The 18,878-nt window shown below is 42.1% G+C and carries 12 protein-coding genes and 4 pseudogenes; 8 read left to right on the forward strand and 8 right to left on the reverse strand.

Annotated elements, in window-relative coordinates; genetic code table 11:
- The first annotated feature begins 98 nt into the window (after positions 1–98).
- The 3 genes and pseudogenes from ACRWSG_RS20815 (at position 99) to ACRWSG_RS20825 (ending at position 3,117) form a co-directional block, all read left to right on the forward strand.
- Positions 99–2,014 (forward strand): annotated as a pseudogene (locus ACRWSG_RS20815) (ATP-dependent DNA helicase).
- 10 nt (positions 2,015–2,024) lie between these two features.
- Entirely contained in the window at positions 2,025–2,717 is a 693-nt protein-coding gene (gene tsaB / locus ACRWSG_RS20820) for a tRNA (adenosine(37)-N6)-threonylcarbamoyltransferase complex dimerization subunit type 1 TsaB (RefSeq protein WP_462167436.1), read from the forward strand.
- A 76-nt stretch (positions 2,718–2,793) separates the two neighbouring features.
- Complete coding sequence (locus tag ACRWSG_RS20825; protein ID WP_054552027.1) at positions 2,794–3,117, forward strand: hypothetical protein; 324 nt, start codon at positions 2,794–2,796, stop codon at positions 3,115–3,117.
- A gap of 102 nt (positions 3,118–3,219) precedes the next feature.
- Here ACRWSG_RS20825 and ACRWSG_RS20830 read toward each other — a convergent pair.
- Positions 3,220–4,508: pseudogene (locus ACRWSG_RS20830) on the reverse strand (alkaline phosphatase).
- Between the two features lie 110 nt (positions 4,509–4,618).
- On the opposite strand from ACRWSG_RS20830, the gene ACRWSG_RS20835 reads away from it, so the two are divergent.
- The 5 genes and pseudogenes from ACRWSG_RS20835 to ACRWSG_RS20855 all read left to right on the forward strand — a co-directional run bounded on the left by ACRWSG_RS20835 (position 4,619) and on the right by ACRWSG_RS20855 (position 11,095).
- Positions 4,619–5,470 carry an alpha/beta fold hydrolase gene (locus ACRWSG_RS20835; RefSeq protein WP_054552029.1) on the forward strand — a complete coding sequence of 284 codons (852 nt, stop codon included), beginning with the start codon at positions 4,619–4,621 and terminating at the stop codon, positions 5,468–5,470.
- Positions 5,471–5,587: 117 nt separating this feature from the next.
- A pseudogene (gene fadD / locus ACRWSG_RS20840) lies at positions 5,588–7,250 on the forward strand (long-chain-fatty-acid--CoA ligase FadD).
- A gap of 48 nt (positions 7,251–7,298) precedes the next feature.
- On the forward strand, positions 7,299–8,429 hold the full coding sequence (gene rnd / locus ACRWSG_RS20845; protein WP_187491026.1) for a ribonuclease D: 1,131 nt from the start codon (positions 7,299–7,301) through the stop codon (positions 8,427–8,429).
- Between the two features lie 282 nt (positions 8,430–8,711).
- The gene (locus tag ACRWSG_RS20850; RefSeq protein ID WP_462167215.1) at positions 8,712–9,659 is read left to right on the forward strand and encodes an IS30 family transposase; all 948 of its coding nucleotides are present in this window, start codon (positions 8,712–8,714) and stop codon (positions 9,657–9,659) included.
- 1,190 nt (positions 9,660–10,849) lie between these two features.
- Entirely contained in the window at positions 10,850–11,095 is a 246-nt protein-coding gene (locus ACRWSG_RS20855; RefSeq protein ID WP_166340845.1) for a hypothetical protein, read from the forward strand.
- Positions 11,096–11,186: 91 nt separating this feature from the next.
- Here the strand turns inward: ACRWSG_RS20855 and ACRWSG_RS20860 are convergent, their stop codons facing one another.
- The 7 genes and pseudogenes from ACRWSG_RS20860 to ACRWSG_RS20890 form a co-directional block, all read right to left on the reverse strand.
- Positions 11,187–12,017, reverse strand: coding sequence for a sugar phosphate isomerase/epimerase family protein (locus ACRWSG_RS20860; RefSeq protein ID WP_462167437.1), 831 nt, complete (start codon positions 12,015–12,017; stop codon positions 11,187–11,189).
- A gap of 67 nt (positions 12,018–12,084) precedes the next feature.
- Positions 12,085–12,840, reverse strand: a complete 756-nt coding sequence (locus ACRWSG_RS20865; RefSeq protein WP_462167438.1) for a gluconate 2-dehydrogenase subunit 3 family protein — start codon at positions 12,838–12,840, stop codon at positions 12,085–12,087.
- A gap of 2 nt (positions 12,841–12,842) precedes the next feature.
- Positions 12,843–14,522 (reverse strand): GMC family oxidoreductase, encoded by a 1,680-nt coding sequence (locus ACRWSG_RS20870; protein ID WP_462167439.1) that lies wholly within the window; start codon positions 14,520–14,522, stop codon positions 12,843–12,845.
- Between the two features lies 1 nt (position 14,523).
- Positions 14,524–15,216 (reverse strand): 3-keto-disaccharide hydrolase, encoded by a 693-nt coding sequence (locus tag ACRWSG_RS20875; RefSeq protein WP_462167440.1) that lies wholly within the window; start codon positions 15,214–15,216, stop codon positions 14,524–14,526.
- 26 nt (positions 15,217–15,242) lie between these two features.
- Positions 15,243–16,464, reverse strand: a pseudogene (locus tag ACRWSG_RS20880) (MFS transporter).
- Positions 16,465–16,496: 32 nt separating this feature from the next.
- Positions 16,497–17,549 carry a sugar phosphate isomerase/epimerase family protein gene (locus ACRWSG_RS20885; RefSeq protein ID WP_462167552.1) on the reverse strand — a complete coding sequence of 351 codons (1,053 nt, stop codon included), beginning with the start codon at positions 17,547–17,549 and terminating at the stop codon, positions 16,497–16,499.
- 5 nt (positions 17,550–17,554) lie between these two features.
- Positions 17,555–18,715 (reverse strand): Gfo/Idh/MocA family protein, encoded by a 1,161-nt coding sequence (locus ACRWSG_RS20890; protein WP_462167441.1) that lies wholly within the window; start codon positions 18,713–18,715, stop codon positions 17,555–17,557.
- Positions 18,716–18,878: the final 163 nt, after the last annotated feature.

The following is an 18,878-nucleotide window of genomic DNA, read 5'->3' on the forward strand; positions in this document are numbered from 1 at the left end:
CGCAATCATACTTTTAACCATGAGGAAGCAACGCTTCCTCATTTAGTCTTGCCCTTGGCAAGTCAGTTACGTAAAATCTGCCCATCACTTTTAATCTATTGGCGAAGTTTATCAAACAACTTTTCAGTGCCACTATCCCCTTGCACTTTCTCTTGATGGATATACTCCTCGGCAGCCACAAATTGACATGGCTGTTGCAGTTGACGATGCCTTAAAAAAACGTCACCAATTAGTGGTTGAGGCGGGCACAGGCACGGGTAAAACCTATGCTTATTTAGCGCCTGCGTTAAAATCAAAAGGCAAAACCATTATCTCAACGGGTTCAAAAGCACTACAAGAGCAGTTGTTTCACCGTGATTTACCCAATTTAGTCAAAGCACTGAGCGCCACTAAAAAAGTCGCCCTTTTAAAAGGCCGCGCGAATTATTTGTGTACCTATCGTTTAAGTCAGCACGTTGCGCATGTGCCAACTGATGATCCAGATGTAATGCATCAACTTGCGATGGTGGCAAAGTTTGCAAGTGAAACCCGTTCGGGCGATTTAGCAGATTGTATAGGCATAGAAGAAGACGCCAAGGTACTGCCTTATGTTAGCTCAACGGCTGATAACTGTTTGGGTAAAGAGTGCCCCGATTTTCAAGATTGCTATATTCGTAAAGCCCGCTTAAATGCCATGGAAGCTGACGTGGTGGTGATCAACCATCATTTATTCTTTGCAGATATGGCTGTAAAAGACACAGGCTTTGCTGAATTAATGCCTACGGCAGACGCCTATATTTTTGATGAGGCGCATCAGCTCAGTGAAATTGCCAGTGACTATTTTGGTGAAAGTGTTAGCACCAAAAAGCTGGTGGATTTAATTAATGACTTACGAGCAATTTACCGTGCCGATATCCCTGATATGCTGCAATTAGGCAAAACCCTCAACAAGTTAGAAACTAGCGTGGCAGATTTACGCTTGCAGTTTGGGGTTGATGGTAGCCGTGGTGATTGGCGTGAAAAACTGGCTGATAAAGAGATTTGTGCAGCACTGCACCGGGTCATTAGCGACCTTGACTTTTTATATCAAGTGTTAAAGTTATGCTTAGACCGTAGTGAAAAAATAGAGCACCCATTTGAGCGCACACTGGCCTTTAAAGGTCAGTTAGAACGGGTATTTGATACCGCACAAACGGGTTATAGTTATTGGTACGAAACCACTCGCCGATACCTAACGGTAAACATTACACCGCTTAATGTATCGGCTAAATTTGCACAGATGATGAAAGACACAGGAGCAGGTTTTGTGTTTACATCGGCGACTTTATCGGTCGATAACGACTTAGCGCACTTTAACGCTAGTCTTGGCTTAAAGCCAACGCAAAGCATGATTGTTGAAAGTCCGTTTGATTATCAACAACAAGCATTACTTTGTTTGCCGCGCTACTTACCTGAGTCTCATGCGAATAATATGCCCCATGCAATTATCAAGCTGACCCTTGAGTTGATTAAATCAGCTAAAGGTCGCTGCTTTGTGCTGTTTACTAGCTATCGTATGATGCACTTAGTAGCGGAAGGTTTAACCACGCAGATGGATTATCCGGTTTATATGCAAGGGCAAATGTCTAAACGCATTATCCTTGAGAAGTTTACCCGTCATGGTAATGCCGTTTTACTTGGCACAGCTTCATTTTGGGAAGGCGTAGATGTTAGAGGCAGTACATTAAGTTGTGTTATCATTGATAAATTGCCGTTTGCCGCACCAGATGACCCATTATTGCAAGCAAAAATGCAAGATTGCCAGTTACAAGGCAAAGACCCATTTGCGCATATTCAATTACCCCAAGCGGTCATTGCATTAAAGCAAGGGGTAGGGCGACTTATTCGCGATAGCAAAGATAAAGGTGTGTTGGTTATTTGTGATAACCGCCTAGTAACACGCCATTACGGCCAAGTATTTTTAAAAAGTTTGCCACCTATGCGCCGCACGCGCGATTTAGCAATGGCAAACGCGTTTTTAGAACAGATCAATTAGAGTAACTTAGATGATTAAACACAATATTCTTGCCTTAGATGCATCAACTGAAGCTTTATCGCTGGTGCTACATTATCAAGGGCAAACATTTCATCATTTTGAAGAGTGCCCACAGCAGCACAGCCAAAAGATTTTGCCTTTAATTGATGAGTTACTCGCAAAGGCGCAATGTAAACTAACCGACTTAGATGTGATTGGTTTTGGTCAAGGACCGGGTAGCTTTACGGGCGTGCGTATCAGTGTTGCGATTGCACAAGGTTTAGCTTATGCCGCACGTTTACCTTTGGTTGGCGTATCAACATTGCAGATGATGGCGCAACAAGCATTTGAGCAAGACCAAGCCAGCGATGTGTTTTCTGCTATTGATGCACGTATGGGTGAGATTTATTACGCTCACTATAAAGTTGATGATAATGGCTTAATGCTGCTTGTTGATGAAGAGCAAGTCATTAAACCTGAGTTGCTAACGCTACCTGAAATGGCTGCAACAGCGGTGGGAACAGGTTGGCAGACCTATCCTGCACTTGTTACAGAACTTGCAAATGTAAGTTTAAATGAAGCCATTTTACTGCCTGATGCAAAGTACATGCTGGCCTCGATTGCAACTGCTTATGCTCACGGTGATACAGTGACTGCAGCCAATGCGCAGCCTAAATATGTTCGTGATACAGTGACTTGGAAAAAGCTACCAGGTCGAGAGTAACTGAAAGAATAACGGGACTTGCGTGCCCGTCAGTTATGGCACATAATTTAGTCATGTTTGATGTGGAATTACGAGTTTGACTTTACCTATTGGCTCAGGCTTTTATACCGGTGACATTCCCGGTCAATATAGCCGTAAAAATACCATTACTGATAAGCCTAAAGCGATATCAGACCAAACGGCTGAGCAAAAATCGTCAACAGAGTATGTTAAATCAAGTCCTCAAGCTGTTGCTATTGCCGATGAATTTAAAGCTGAGTCGCAAAGCTATCAGCAAACAATTTATGACAAACCAAGCAACCCAAAAACCAGTCGCGCGATTTCAACCTATACGGAATTTGCTAACTTAGAGCGCCGCGCCGAAGTGCAAAGCCTTATTGGCGTTGATGTATATGCATAGCTAATTGGTATGATTAATAAAAGCTAAAACTGAATTCACAAAAAAGCCTAAACAATATGTTTAGGCTTTTTTATGATTGAACAGTATTTCTAAGCAATAAAATTACTGCTTAATAAAATCTATCAGCTTGTCGGCAATCGCAGTATTGTTTTGCGAACCGTAGAAATCTTCTGCACGTTTACCATAGGCAAATACTTGTACATCAATAGCGGTGTGGTCACCAGTAGTCCACCCCGTGAAGCTGGCATGATTGATGATATCTTTTACAGCAAGTAGCAGTGCTTTATCGCCCATTTTCTTAGCTTCGCTTAGCTTGATGCTGTTTGCATCAGTAAATTCGATATCAGAATACTTTTGCCATACTGCTTTTAAGTCATCGTTTTCAAGTAGATCTTTTGTGATAGTGCCGGCAGTTGCTTTAACACCTTTAACAACGTCAGTTTCCCACTTATATTGACCATGCGCGCCCAGTGTTAAGCCACCTGTTGAGTGATCGGCAGTGATAACAAGTAGGGTATCTGGGTTTTTATCTACATACGCTTTTGCTTGTTCAATCGATTTAGCAAAGTCGTCCATTTCGCCCATTGCACATGCAATGTCGTTTGCATGACCACACCAGTCAATTTGGCTACCTTCGATCATTACAAAGAAACCTTTGTCGTTTTGACCATCAAGTAAATCAAGCGCTTTAGTCGTCATTTGCGTAAGGCGTGTTGGATTTTCGTCAAGGGCAAACGGTAAACCTACTTCAGCGAATAAACCAAGTGCAGGAACCTGTTTTAAGTCATTCATAGCTGTAAAGTCATCGCTGTACTGATAGCCAGCTGCTTTGAACTCTTCCACTAGATTACGGTCTTCACGAACGTAATATTTCGTGCCGCCACCTAACATTAAATCAACCGGTAATTTACCCGCGATTTTGTTATCGATATAGTCGTTAGCAATCTCGTCGTAGTTACGGCGTGATTCGTTATGTGAAGCAAAGCTTGCTGGTGTAGCGTGGTTGATTTGCGAAGTAGCTACGAGTGCTGTTGTCATACCGCGCTCTTTGGCAACTTCTAGCATAGTTTTTACAGGTTTTTTATCAGTATCAACGGCAATTGCGCCATTATAACTTTTATGACCACTGCTTAGCGCTGTTGCACCTGCAGCGCTATCTGTTACATAGGTATGATCGTCAGGGTAGGTATGTGCCATACCACGCAAAATAGTATCGAAAACAGTTGGGTCAACAACTTTAGTATTTGGATCATCTTTAAAGTAACGATATGCAGTTGTGTACGCCGGATCATACCATCACCAATCATATAAATGATGTTTTTTGGTGCTGATTCAGCCATTACTGAGCCTGCTGAGCATAATAATGCTAAAAGACTTAATTTTAATTTCATTGATGTAACCTTATTATTGTGCCCTTATTTATACTGCGAGGATTATTGTATACTAGCCAGACGATAAATAAACGCCTTTAAGTTGAAACGCTTAATAAATAGGAGTAATTGTGCAACCTTTTTCTTTTCAAACTGGCACTCAGGCAATGCATGGCCTAACCTTTGGTCATGGCGAAGAGGTTGTGATTGCCTTACATGGTTGGCTTGATAACGCACATAGTTACATACCTATGTTACAAAATGCGCAGCTAAATCAGCGTTGGTATTGCCTTGATTTTCCTGGCCATGGTTTATCTGATTGGCGAAGTAGTGACGCCCATTATTACTTTATTGACTACATTGATGACGTCTATAAGTTTATTGAGTCGCTTGATGTAACGAAAGTGCATTTAGTTGGCCATTCTATGGGCGCCATGGTGGCTGGCGTTTTTGCGAGCTGCTTCCCTGAAAAGGTAGCATCGGTAAACTTTATTGAGGGAATTGGCTGCGTTACAACCAACAGCAATGAAGTGAGCGGCCAACTTCGTAAAGCAATATTAAACAGAGCGCGGGTAAACAGCAAAGGCCCTCGCGCATTTGACTCAAAAGCGCACATTATTAGTGCAAGGCTTGCAAGTGGTGACCTTGAATACCCACAAGCTGAGTTATTAATGACACGAAATAGCTACGAAAAAGCAGGCAAGTGGTACTTAACAACCGATCCAAAGCTTAAAAATCACTCAGGATTTCGCTTTGATGAAGCACAATGTATTGCAACCATTAAACAAATTAACGCGCCATGTCAGCTTATTTTAGGCGATGAGGGGTTTCCTTTTGTAAAGCAAAACTTAGAAGCATATGGTAAATATTACAAAGAGTTAAAAATTCATAAGATACCTGGTGGTCACCATTGCCATATGCAATTTCCTGCATTAACCTTAGAACACGTTCATGCATTTATTGGGCAGTATAAAGCAAGTTAATTGTATAATTGCACCAAATGTGGGATTATCTGCACCATTAGAGTATTTACTCCATTGAGAAACGGCCTTAGTTAGCTTAAGGTTATTAAAAAATATAATTATAAACAGGAGCTAAGAGTGGAAAAAATCTGGCTTAAACGCTACCCAGAAGGTATGCCTGAAACAATCGACCCTGAGCATTATCACTCGCTACTCGACTTGTTTGAAAAAAGTTTTGCTGACTTTAGTGACCTTCCAGCTTTTACCAACATGGGTAAAGAGTTGACCTATCGTGAGTTAGACAGTGCTACAAGACGTGTTGCGTCGTACATTCAAAATGATCTTGGTCTTAAAAAAGGCGATAAAGTAGCGGTTATGATGCCGAACTTACTACAAACGCCTGTGACTATCTTAGGTATTCTTCGTGCAGGCTGTGTAGTGGTGAATGTAAACCCACTTTATACCGTGCGTGAATTAGAGCATCAGTTAAATGACTCAGAGTCTTCAGCAATTTTTATTCTTGCAAACTTTGCCGATACTCTAGAGAAAGCATTACCAAAAACTAACGTCAAGCACATCGTGGTTACTCAAGTGGGTGACATGGTTGGCGGCCTTAAAAAGCACATCGTTAATTTTGTGGTGAAGCACGTTAAGAAAATGGTGCCTAGCTACTCATTGCCAAATGTGATCAAATTTGCAGATGCGCTTGCTGGTGATGAAGCGGGTTACAAAAAACCTGAAGTTGATTTAAACGACTTAGCATTTTTGCAATACACAGGCGGTACAACGGGTGTATCTAAAGGCGCAATGCTATCGCATGGCAACATGGTTGGTAACCTTGAGCAAGTATCAGGTTGTCTAGACAAAGTATTAGAGCGCGGAAAAGAAGTGGTTATCACAGCACTGCCGCTTTATCACATCTTTGCACTGACAGCGAACTGCCTAACATTTATGAAATACGGTGGTTTAAACGTACTTATCACAAACCCTCGTGATATGCCGGGCTTTGTTAAAGAGCTAGCACAGCACAAATTTACGGCGGTAACGGGTGTAAATACGCTATTTAACGGTTTACTAAATACCCCAGGTTTTGCTGAACTTGATTTCTCAAGCTTAAAAATGTCACTTGGTGGTGGTATGGCGGTACAGCGTCCAGTTGCTGAAAAATGGCAAGCTGTAACGAAGACCAAATTAATGGAAGGTTATGGCTTAACTGAATGTGCGCCACTTGTAACTGTTAGCCCTTACGACCTTGAAGGTTATAACGGTTCAATCGGTTTACCTGCTCCTAGCACTGATATTAAGCTTATGCTTGAAAATGGTGAAGAAGCTGCGAAAGGTGAGCCGGGCGAGCTTTGGGTTAAAGGCCCACAAGTTATGCAAGGTTATTATAACCGCCCAGATGCAACAGCAGAATGCTTAAAAGATGGCTGGTTTGCAACAGGTGACATTGCTACTTACGATGATGAAGGCTTCTTCTACATTGTTGATCGTAAGAAAGACATGATTATCGTATCTGGTTTCAACGTGTTCCCAAATGAGATCGAAGAAGTCGTCGCTATGCACGATGGCGTGCTTGAAGTAGCAGCTATCGGTATTCCTCACGAGGTCAGTGGCGAACAAGTTAAAGTTTTTGTTGTGAAAAAAGAATCAATCTTTAACTGAAAAAGATATAATAAAGCACTGTCGTGATAATTTAACGAACTATAAGGTGCCTAAACTCGTTGAGTTTAGAGATGAACTACCAAAAACAAACGTTGGTAAGATTCTAAGAAGAGCCTTAAAGGACGAAGAAAAATAATTAAAGCCGGCATTAGCCGGCTTTTTTATGGTAAAGAAAGGGGTATAAGTGCAATATCAACTGATCGAAACGCAAAATCAATTAAATGATTTTGTAGAAAAAATTACAGGTAAACCGGTTCTGGCAATTGATACCGAGTTTATGCGTCGTCGTACGCTTTACCCTGAAGTTGCACTTATTCAAGTATACGATGGTGAGCACTTAGCGTTAATCGACCCTCTGGCTGAGCTGTCGCTTTTTGATTTTTGGCAAGTACTTAAAAACCCTGAGGTGTTAAAGGTACTACATTCACCGTCAGAAGATATTGAAGTGTTTCAAAAATACGCTGGCTTTGTACCAACACCACTGTTTGATACCCAGTTTGCACTACAAATACTAGGCCATGGTAACTGCATGGGCTTTGCGCACATGGTTAAAGAGTTACTTGATATCGAAATTGATAAAAGTGAATCGCGTACTAATTGGTTACAGCGCCCGCTCACTGAAAAGCAGCTAGATTATGCCGCTGCCGATACGTATCACTTATTGCCTTGTTTTGAAATTATTAAAAAACAAATTGATGAAGCTGGCTTTTTTGACATTGTTATCAGCGAAAGCGAGTTAGTCGCGCAAAAACGTGCTTACCAAACGCCCGCAGAGCAGCTCTACAAAGACATTAAAAATGCATGGCAATTACGACCGCACGACTTAGCGGTATTACGCGAGCTTGCTGCATGGCGCCGTGAAAAGGCTGAGCGCAAAAACCTCGCGCTTAACTTTGTGGTTAAAGAGCACAACATGGTTGAAATTGCTAAGCGCAAGCCTGCAAGTTTAAATGCGTTACGCAGAGTGCCAGGTGTTGAGCCAATGGAAGTTAACCGTTCGGGCGTTGAAATTTTAAAATGTATTGAACGTGGTAAAGCCGTTCCTGCAAGCGAACAACCTGCACAATTAAAACGATTAATTGATTTTCCGGCATATAAAAAAGCCGCGAAAGATATTAAACAAAAAATCACTAAAGCTGCAAAAGAGCGGGGCATTCCTGAAGATGTATTGGCCTCTAAAAAACAGATTAACCAGCTGATCAGCTGGAATTGGAAGCTCGATGCCGATGAGCGTAAAGCAGCATCAAAGCCAGATCTATTCAACTCATGGCGCTATGAGTATGTGAAAGACGTACTTAAAGAGTGGCAAAACTAATAAAAGCCCTTTATTGCTATTTACTTATCATTATAGGCCCTGAAACTTGCTGCGTTTATGAGTTACCTGTAACCAATGCAGCAAGTTATAATCATACCGTTTTAATCTTTGTAGTTGTCTAGACGTTAAACTATAAAAAGGGGCAAAAATAAAAAACTTTTCACCTATAATAATTACACCCGAATTCAGATAATAAGTGCACCACTCATGGTTAAACGGTGAGAAGAGATCAACTGCCTGTTGGTGGTACTCTGTAATCGCCAAAAAACAAGAGTAGATACCATGAGTTACAAGCAGTTGATCGAAGGGCAAAGATACCAGATTGAGGCCTACTTACGCGAGGGTTTTAGCTATCGAGAGATAGGGAAAAGGCTAAAAGTGAGCCACAGCACTATAAGTCGTGAAGTTAGGCGCAATAGTACTCGAAGTCATTACTTGCCTGAGGTTGCACATTCAAAGGCATGTAAACGAAAACATCTAGCTGCCAAGTATTCCATGCCAGCACTTACAATTGCGTTCGTTGAGTTTGGATTGGAGCAAAAATGGAGCCCTGAGCAGGTTGCGGGTGTAAGCAAAATTATCGGGCATCCTGTGAGTCATGAATGGATTTATGGCTATATTCAAAAAGATAAATTGAGTGGTGGCAAGCTATACAAACATCTGCGACAAGGGCACAGACGTTATCGTAAAGGCAGCCGAAGCAAACGTGTCATCATCCCAAATCGTGTTGGCATTGAACATAGACCTGCGATTGTTGACACTAAGACACGATTTGGTGATTGGGAAGCGGATACAGTACTTGGCAAGCATGGTACGGGAGCAATCGTTAGTTTAGTCGAGCGTACAAGTAAGTTTTACCTGATACGCAAAGTGCCAGCAAAAAGTGCAGCGCAAGTGAGCAGAGCAATGATAGGTATGCTGTGGCGCTATCGACGCCATGTTCATACGATAACCGCAGACAACGGGAGTGAGTTTTGTGAACATGAGCATGTTTCAGACAAGCTAAAAACCGACATCTACTTTGCTAACCCCTACTCATCATGGGAAAGAGGGTTAAATGAGAACTTTAATGGCTTGTTGCGTCAATATATTCGCAAAGGCACTGATTTACGAACGGTGACAGATAAGCAAATTGCGCACATAGAAAAGGCGCTCAATGCGAGTTCGAGAAAATGTCTAGGGTTTAGGCAACCAGCGGTAATATTCGATGAATTACGCAAAGCAGCCTAATTTAGCGAGTGGTGCACTTCGGACTTGAATTCGCGCACAATTAAACCCAAACTTAGAATATTGTTTAATCAACTTCGTTTTAGTTGCTTCTATATGCGCGTTGCCAAAAGGCGAGCTATAAAATACTCCGTGGCGACAGATTGTGAGTTCATTTTTACTACTAAGTATTAATAATGTTAGAACTAACGAAATTAACATGAATAGTATAAGAAGCGGCTCATATAAAAAGTGCTTCTGTGAAAGGGTTTTTAAAAGGTATACAAAAATAGCCTCAAGGGTAGCTAACATCAGCCATATGCTTTTTTCAGAAGTCTTTCTTAAATTCAATACTTTCATTCTCAGTCCTTGAGAGGCTTTTTTAATATAATACTTCGCAACTTAGATAAAACAATCTGCCGAAAAAATGAAAGTAAAAGCTGTTTTTAATGTTTTATTATTAATTCCTAATGGTGTGATTTATTTATCTTGTTGAAAATAAATAAGATATTAAACAATGAAAGGTATAAGATATATCTAAAAGAGGGTAGTAGAATAAGTCACGTCATATATCTCCATTAAGGATAATGAGTTATTGAAAACGGTCAAACTATTCTTTGTACATATTTTTGTGAAAATGATCGACGAGAGTATATTAATGTATTTATCTTTACATAAAAGATTTAAAAAACTTGTGATAGCAATACCTTAAGTAATTTGTTAAAACTATATCAAAGAGGTAAGCCACATAACAAACCGCTGTAGATCTGGAAGGAACATGCTGGGATTAAAGAATGTGAATCGTCCCCGCTTGTTAATATAGCCATCCTTTTTGTCCCTATGCGAGATGGGTGGTACATTTAAGGATATTCCCGCAATTAATTTTGACGTTGATATTTTTTAAATATAACAGATGCATTGAACGGAAATTTAGGAGTGCTTTTGTGAAAGGGACTGCATTCATTCTTCTCATCGTAGCAGTTTTCGGTATTCTAAAACTCATTGCTCCGAAGATTGTGGAATTTTTGCCTGAGTGGGTAAATGGACTTATTTTTCTCATTGTATTTTTAGTTTTGTGTTTTCAATTTGGGCGATTTATCTTTAAACACCGAAGAAAGGACGATTAGCTGTTCGTTTTAAAGCGTATAACAAACAATTTAAGCCGTCGTTCGGTCGTTTCCACAGTGTAATTTTGGCATCAATAGGATTAAGATATGGAAAACTATGCACTAGCTGGCTTGGGGTTGCTAATAGTGTTCAATATATTAATTAGTTTAGTAATTTCTAAAAGAAATGATTTTGAAACTTTTCAAAAATTAGCACAAACAGTGCTGGTTTGGTTACTCCCCGTCATAGGTGGAGCTGGGATCTTGATATTCTATAAAAGTATAGATAAACCAATCAGGAAACCTGAAAGCTTTGCAAAACGTTCTGAAGGCAATAGCTCCTGGCAAGATTAACCCTAATATAGAGCTGTGAGTGAACGACTATTTAAATTAAATCCGAGCCATGAGCTCACGTGTTTAAAGCGAGCTCACTTCTAAAGTAACCCTACAAACCAAGTAAAATCTTATCTAAGTTTTGTTTTGATTTAGCAACGCTTTGTAGTGGGGTTAATCCGCTTGGGTATTCTTCTTGCTCAAGCACTAACCATTTGGTGTTGCCGTGCGACTCTAAACTATCGATGATGGCAGGCCAATCAATGTCGTTTTCGCCGATAATAGGGCTCAGGTTGCTCCCCTCAATCGTACGTACTTTAATGTGCGTAGCAAGCGTGCGGTTAGGGTACTTTTTAATAAAGTAGATTGGATCTTTAGCAGCGTAATTGACCCAGCCAATATCTAACTGTAATGGCATGGTCTTGGGGGTATTACTGGCAATGTAATCCCAAAACGTTGCGTTATTAAATGCATTAAACTCTTTATTATGATTGTGAAAACCGATCTTCATATCAAAGCGGGTCGCATAATCACTGACTTTAGTAAGCTCTTTAACCAGAGACTTAACTCCCTCAGGGTGCCATGCTCTTTCATCCCAAGGTACATAAAGTGTAGTAACGCCAAGGGTCTTGTAAAACAGCAGGGTGCTATCAATGCTGTTTTCACTGAGTGCATCAAAGCCGATATGGGCGCTACTGGCAACTAAGCCTAATTCACTGAGCTTTGCTTTTAAGGCTGCTGGGTTATGTGAGTATGGGCCAAAGTCTCCGGCAAACTCCACGCCGTCAAACCCCATTTCGGCAAGAGACTTAAGTGTACCAGGAAAGTCATTTTTTAAGGTGTCTTTGACTGACCATAGCTGCACACTCACGGGCAGTTTTGCGAATAATTGACCACTAAATACAAGGCTAATAATGAGCAATAAAATGCGGGTTTTAAACATACTTCAATCCTAAAAAAGCAGGGGAGTGACCCCCTGCATTGTGTTAAAAATAACACAAGGGGGAAAGTTAATCGGTATAGGCGTACTCGCTCAGACCAAGCTCAGCTAAAACCTGATCTAAATGAGCTTTTGCTTCATCAGAAGGGCCAGGGTAATCACCTGCAATAGGCACATTACCAAGGTAACCTATGTCTTTACAGCCTTCAGGTGTACAGAAAAAGGCAGCAAGCACTAACTCTTTAAAGCGTAAAAAGGCTTTACCAATACGCTGAAATTGTAGAGGTGTTTGCTCGTTTAAAAACGCAATATCGTCTAAAATCGCGCGATGTTGCTTTTCATTAAGTGCAACAAATTGCTTTTTAAAACGAAGCTGTGCTTCATCGTCAAGCCATGCTAATGAATTTAAAATTTTAATTCTATCGCGTTGCTGGCCTTCATACGGTGCGCTTACCCATTCATTAATAACAGCCGGTACTTGTAGCTCACTGGCTGAAGGAATAGCGCCTTCGCGCGGTACAATGTAATCAGCTAAAAGCGCTACTAACGTGAGTTCGTCTGCTGTTAAGGTCAGTGGCCAAGGTGATTCTGGTGGCATCACCAAATTAGGATCTTGACCATAGCCTTTAGCGGTTACAGGCTTGATATCTAAATCAGGCCAATGCTCTTTTGCCGAGACTGCAACGTCATCTTCTAGTGCTTTTGTGCAGCCAGCAGTTAAACCAATCGCTGAGCCCGCAGCTAATAGACCAAGCCATTTTAAAGACTCACGGCGACTCATGTTAGAAACATAGTTATATGAGTCGTGTTCGTTACGATGATGCATAATTAAAGTACCCCGTTATCAATTTGTTGAGCAAGCCAAGTTGAATTACGCATTGCCAGTGTCATGATGGTGAGCGTACAGTTTTTATGAGGGTTAGAAGCAAATACCCCCGCATCCATTACAAATAGGTTATTACAATCCCATGTTTGACCCCATTGATTGGTGACTGAGTCTTTCTTTGAGCTGCCCATTCGTGTGGTGCCCACTTCGTGAATGATTTCGCCACCTTTTGAAATTGCTTTTTCAGCAGGTGGGAGCTCGCCAACAGTCGCACCCATGTTTTCGAGGATTTGCTTCGCGGTTTTTAAACCATGCTCGATTTGCTTTAATTCTCTGTCAGACCACTTAAAGTGGAACTTTGATACCGGAATACCCCATTTGTCTTTAACGTTTTCGTCAATTTCCATGTAGGTATCTTTGTTCGGTAACATCTCGCCACGCAGAGCAAAGCCAACGTAAGAGCCATATGCATCACGAACTTGCTGTTTAAGAGCTGGGCCATAGCCTTGTTTATCACCTGACACACCCGAACCCGGCTGGCCAAAGCCACTGCCAATTTCAAAGTGATAACCACGTGGGAAATCTAATTCATTGTTAGCTTGTGCTTGATGACCCCACCAAGGAATAAATAAGTGATTAGCAGTATGTCCATCTTCGTTATAACGTGGGCGACCTTTAAGTGCCGGAATTTGCGCACCTAACCATGCACCCGTCGAATCCATTAAGTTTCGACCTACTTGGTCACTTGAGTTAGCAAGGCCTTTAGGGTGCTTTTTATTCTTTGAATTTAATAAAATACGCGCTGATTCACAGGCGCTAGCCGCTAAGATAACCACATCGGCATCAACAGCGTGTTCGGTTACTGAGTGTTTATCAACATAGGTGACGCCAGTGACTTTACCTTGCACATCAACTTTGACTGATTTAACCATGGCATCAGTAATGACTTTTAAGTTACCGGTGGCTTTTGCCATTGGCAGTAATGATGTCGTAGTTTGAAAAGCTGCACCAATTGAGCAACCAGAGCCACAAGGTGTTGCATAAAAACACGCCATGCGATCATCTTTAGGGCGAGTTAATACCGCGCGATGCATAGGCACTGCTTGAATGCCCATTTTCTTTGCCGAAGCGGCAATTAAAAGCTCAGGAACACGCGGCTTTGGTGGCGGCTGTAAAATACCCGGTGACGAATCAGGCATATCTTCATGGCCAGTATTGGTGCCACATACACCCACAAGTTCTTCGGTTTTATCGTACCAAGGTGCTAAGTCAGCGTATTCAAATGGCCAGTCGGCACCGTGACCATCTCGGCTTTTGCCTTTAAAATCGTGCTCACTAAAGCGTAATGAATAGCGGCCCCAGTGGTTAGTTCGACCACCTAACATACGTGCGCGCCACCAATAAAAGTCGCTTCCTTTAGCGCTGGTATAAGGCTCATCAGGTACTTGCCAGCCGCCATCAACGGTTGCATCGTAAAAGCCAAAGTTTTTGTCTTTGTTACCAGCCCCCATAAGTGGAGCCTCACTGTTACGACGAAACATCGGGCTTTCTGTTTTCGGGTCATAATTACGGCCCGCTTCAAGTAATAACACCTTGTGACCAAGCTTGGTTAACGTGTATGCGGCCATTGCACCGCCAGCACCCGAGCCAACAACTAATACCTTATGTTTAAAATCAGACATCTTATAGCTCCTTGATTTTTATATTTTTAAACCACACTTTGTCACCATGGTCTTGAAGCCCGATATGACCTTGTTCAGCCGTTGCAAAGTTTTTCCAGGTTGCAAACTTACTGCCTTTTACAAGGGTGTTCCATGTTGTACTGCCAATCACAATGCTGGTGGTGTTAATACCGTTTTGCCAAACTTGTAAGTGGTTGTCTTGCATTTTAATGCGTACATGGTTCCAGCTATTTGCTGGTTTGTGAGCCGCAACTGGGGCTGCAAATAAATCGTAAATTGACCCCGCTAAGTGCGAGTCAATTTCGGTATCTGGGTGTTCTTCGTTATCGATAATTTGAATTTCAGGCGCATGAGAGTAAATCATCTGTCCGGTTTCATCTGCTAATACAAAAATACCGCTATTGCCTTTGGTAGAGATTTTCCAATCGATCTGTAATTCAAAGTTTTGGTACTGCTTTTTAGTAAGCAGGTCGCCACCACCTTTGGTTAATGTCATAGCGCCATCTTCAACGACCCATGCAGGATTTAAAGATTCGCTTTTAAAATTACGCCATAGCGACATATCTTTGCCGTCAAACAACAACTGCCAGCCAGCTTGCTTTTCTTGTTGTGTAAGCTGATTGTCAGCCGCATTAGCGAGTGCACAGCTACTAACGGTGAGCATTAAAGTCAGTGCTTTAAGAGATTTAAACATTGTGTGTTCCTCGACGATTTACTTGCTTAAGACGCACATTTTTCGGTGCGTTTGTTGTTATTAATTACCAAATGCAACCCAATGAATGCGACGATTAAAATAATTGGGAAGATCAGTAGGTTTTGTAATACAGCCTGTCCGGCTAAAATTTCAATTTGTTCAGCGCTTGCGCCACTTGCTTCTGCCGATGAGCGTGCCGTATCTATCCAGCTACCAATTACAGGGTTCCAGATGCTCATAGCAAACATGCCTGCACCGCCCATTAACGACATACCCAGCGCCCCTGACTTTGGAATATATTCAGCAACGCAGCCAAGCATGGTCGGCCAAAAGTAGGTAACCCCAAGAGCAAATAATATGGCCGCTATATAAATCATGCTGCCCTCGGCTTGGCTCATCATGAAGATACCTAAGCTTGCACAAATGGCAGAGCCAAGTAATACACCGGTAGGGTTGAGCTTATGCACTATAGGGACCTGCAAAGAAGCGACCAACCGCCATTAGGCCAGTGATCAAGGCTAATACCACCATAGGAGAGGCACCCGATGAACCTAAAATACGCTCAATCCATTGTTGTGTGCCAAATTCAGTGGTTGCGGTAAACGTCATACAAGCAATTAAAAAGATGTATAACGGCGTAAATAAGTGGCGAATATTGCTGCTGGTAGAGTGAGAGCGTGTATCAAAGCGTGGGAATTGTGCTTTGATCAGCATAGCGCCATAGATAACCGTAGGAATTAAAATTAACGCTACTTGCCATTGCCAGTTTAAACCTGCTCCCGACATAAAATTCGAAGCAAGTGCGCCAATCACAATGCCACCTGGGAACCAAACATGAAAACGGTTTAGCATAGTGGTAGTGTTTTTAGGGTACATTTCTGCAATTAGTGGGTTACAGCCAGCTTCAACAGCGCCGTTGGCAAAACCAATTAAAAAGGTAGAAACCAGTAAGCCCCAAAAACCATCAGCTGTTATCGTCAAAACAAGGCCAAGTAAATGACAGATAAACGCTAACGCCACTAATTTCTTAGCGCCAATGGCATTATAAATAATACCGCCGACCATAGTCGCAACCGGAAAGCCTAAAAATGCCATGGCATTAACCCAACCTAATTCGGTGTCGGTTAAGCCAAACTCACTGCCAAGTTGACCCAAAATACCAGCACGAATGGCAAAGGTCATAGAGGTCACAATCAGTGCTATACAGCAAAGCCGAAAGACAATGCGGTTATAATTATTGTTGTCCATATTGTGTGTCCTGTGTTCTATTGTTGTCGGTTTTATAAACCTAAAATTCGATTATTCCGCTCAGTGTTTGTTGCCCCACTGGCAAAATCGTCAAAGGCTTTGTCTGTTGGGTTTATTAAATGTGCTTTAATAAACTCAGCGCCTTCTCTTGCCCCATCTTCTGGGTGCTTTAAGCAGCATTCCCATTCAAGTACAGCCCAACCATCAAAACCATATTGAGTTAACTTGCTGAAGATTTGCTTAAAATCTACTTGGCCATCACCTAAAGAACGAAAACGCCCTGGTCGGTCTTGCCAGTTTTGAAATCCGCCATAAACACCTGAACGGCCATTTGCGATAAATTCGGCATCTTTGACATGAAACGCCTTAATGCGCGAATGATAAATATCGATAAACGCTAAATAGTCGAGCTGTTGCAATACAAAATGGCTCGGATCATAAAGAATATTAACGCGTGGGTGATTATTGGTTGCTGCTAAAAAGCGCTCAAATGTCACACCATCATGTAGGTCTTCACCCGGATGCAATTCATAACACACGTCCACGCCATACTCGTCAAAGCAATCTAAAATGGGTAGCCAGCGCTTAGCAAGTTCACTAAAGCCTTGTTCAACAAGTCCTTGTGGACGCTGTGGCCACGGGTAAAAGGTATGCCATAAAAAAGACCCCGAGAATGTCGCATGGGTTGTTAAGCCAAGCTTGTTACTCGCTTTCGCTGCTAGCATCAGTTGCTCTGTTGCCCACTTTGTTCGCGCTGCAGGGTTGCCTTTTACATGCTCTGCGGCAAAGTTATCGAACATTTCATCGTAGGCAGGGTGCACAGCAATTAACTGGCCTTGCAAATGTGTTGATAGCTCTGAAATTGTAAGTCCATACTCTGTAGCAATACCAGTGACTTCATCGCAGTAATGCTGGCTTTGAGCTGCTTTTTCTAAATCGAAAATTTCAGGGTTTGAGGTTGGTACTTGAATCGCTTTGTAGCCTAAACCGCTTGCCCATTCACATAAACCTTGAAAGCTATTGAACGGGGCTTGATCTGAAATAAACTGCGCCAAAAATATTGCTGGCCCTTTGATTTTATTCATTCTTTTTATCCAATCTGTAATTTGTGCCATTTAGTATCTTGCTTCGATGAAGCAACAACATGCTCAATGAATGCCATACCACGCACAGCCTCATTGATGCCTGGTACATCAAATGCTGAATTTGTTGCGTTATCGCCTTGCTTAAATGCGTGGATCTGCGCTGCAAAATTGCGGTAAATATTGGCAAATGCTTCAAGGTAGCCCTCTGGGTGACCGGCAGGGGCGCGTAGGGCATTTTGCGTGTCAGGGTGTAATTCACCCACGCCCGCTCTAAGTAATGTTGCAGCTTGATTGTGGACTCTTAGCCATAAGCTATTAGGTTCAAGTTGCGACCACTCAAGACTGGCTTTATCGCCATAAATACGCAGGCGTAAGTTGTTCTCATCGCCAATAGCAATTTGGCTTGCCAGTAAAACGCCTTTGCAACCATTATTGAATCTAAGGAGCACAGTGCCATCATCATCAAGAGCTCGGCCTTCAACCACATGATTTAAATCGGCGCAAAGCTCGGTGATTTCGAGATCAGAGACATACTCGGCCAAGTTAGCTGCATGCACGCCAATGTCGCCCATACAACAACTAATGCCAGACTTACTGGTGTCTAAACGCCAGCTTGCTTGCTTTGAACCTTCGTCTTCGCTGTGCGCTAACCAGCCTTGAGTGTACTCTACAATGACTTTACGTATGCTGCCGAGCTCGCCTGCTTTTACGCGATGCTTGGCTTCTTTGACCATAGGGTAACCGGTGTAAGTGTGGGTTAAGCCATATAAAACCTGCTGTTTTGCAATAATACTTTGTAATTGCTCTGCTTCTGCGAGAGTAAGCGTTGCAGGTTTATCTGAGAGCACATGAAAACCATGTTCAAGCGCCATTTTCGCGACCGGAAAATGTAAGTGGTTTGGGGTGACAATAGCTACAAAATCAATACGCTCATCAGCAGGTAATTTTGCTTCTTCGGAAAAAAGCGTTTGATAACTGTCGTAGCAACGGCTGCTATCAAGCCCAAGTAGTTCGCCAGTTGCTTTACATTTGTTTGCGTCTGAACTGAATGCGCCTGCAACAAGCTCTATCATTCCGTCTAATCGCGCTGCAATTCGATGAATAGCGCCAATGAAGGCACCATCGCCACCGCCTACCATTGCCATGCGGATCTTAGCTTTGCTCATCTTAAGCGCTCCTAAATTTAAATAGCGTCTGCTACTGTTAATGTCATGTTATTGATAATAGGAAAGCTTAGCCAATAAGCGCTAATAAAAATTCGGTTGACAATGCAACAAAATCGGCGTTTAAAATATATAGGGCTGTTCTTTATTGAGACAAAATTAAGCG

Source organism: Pseudoalteromonas sp. GB43 (genome assembly GCF_054923805.1).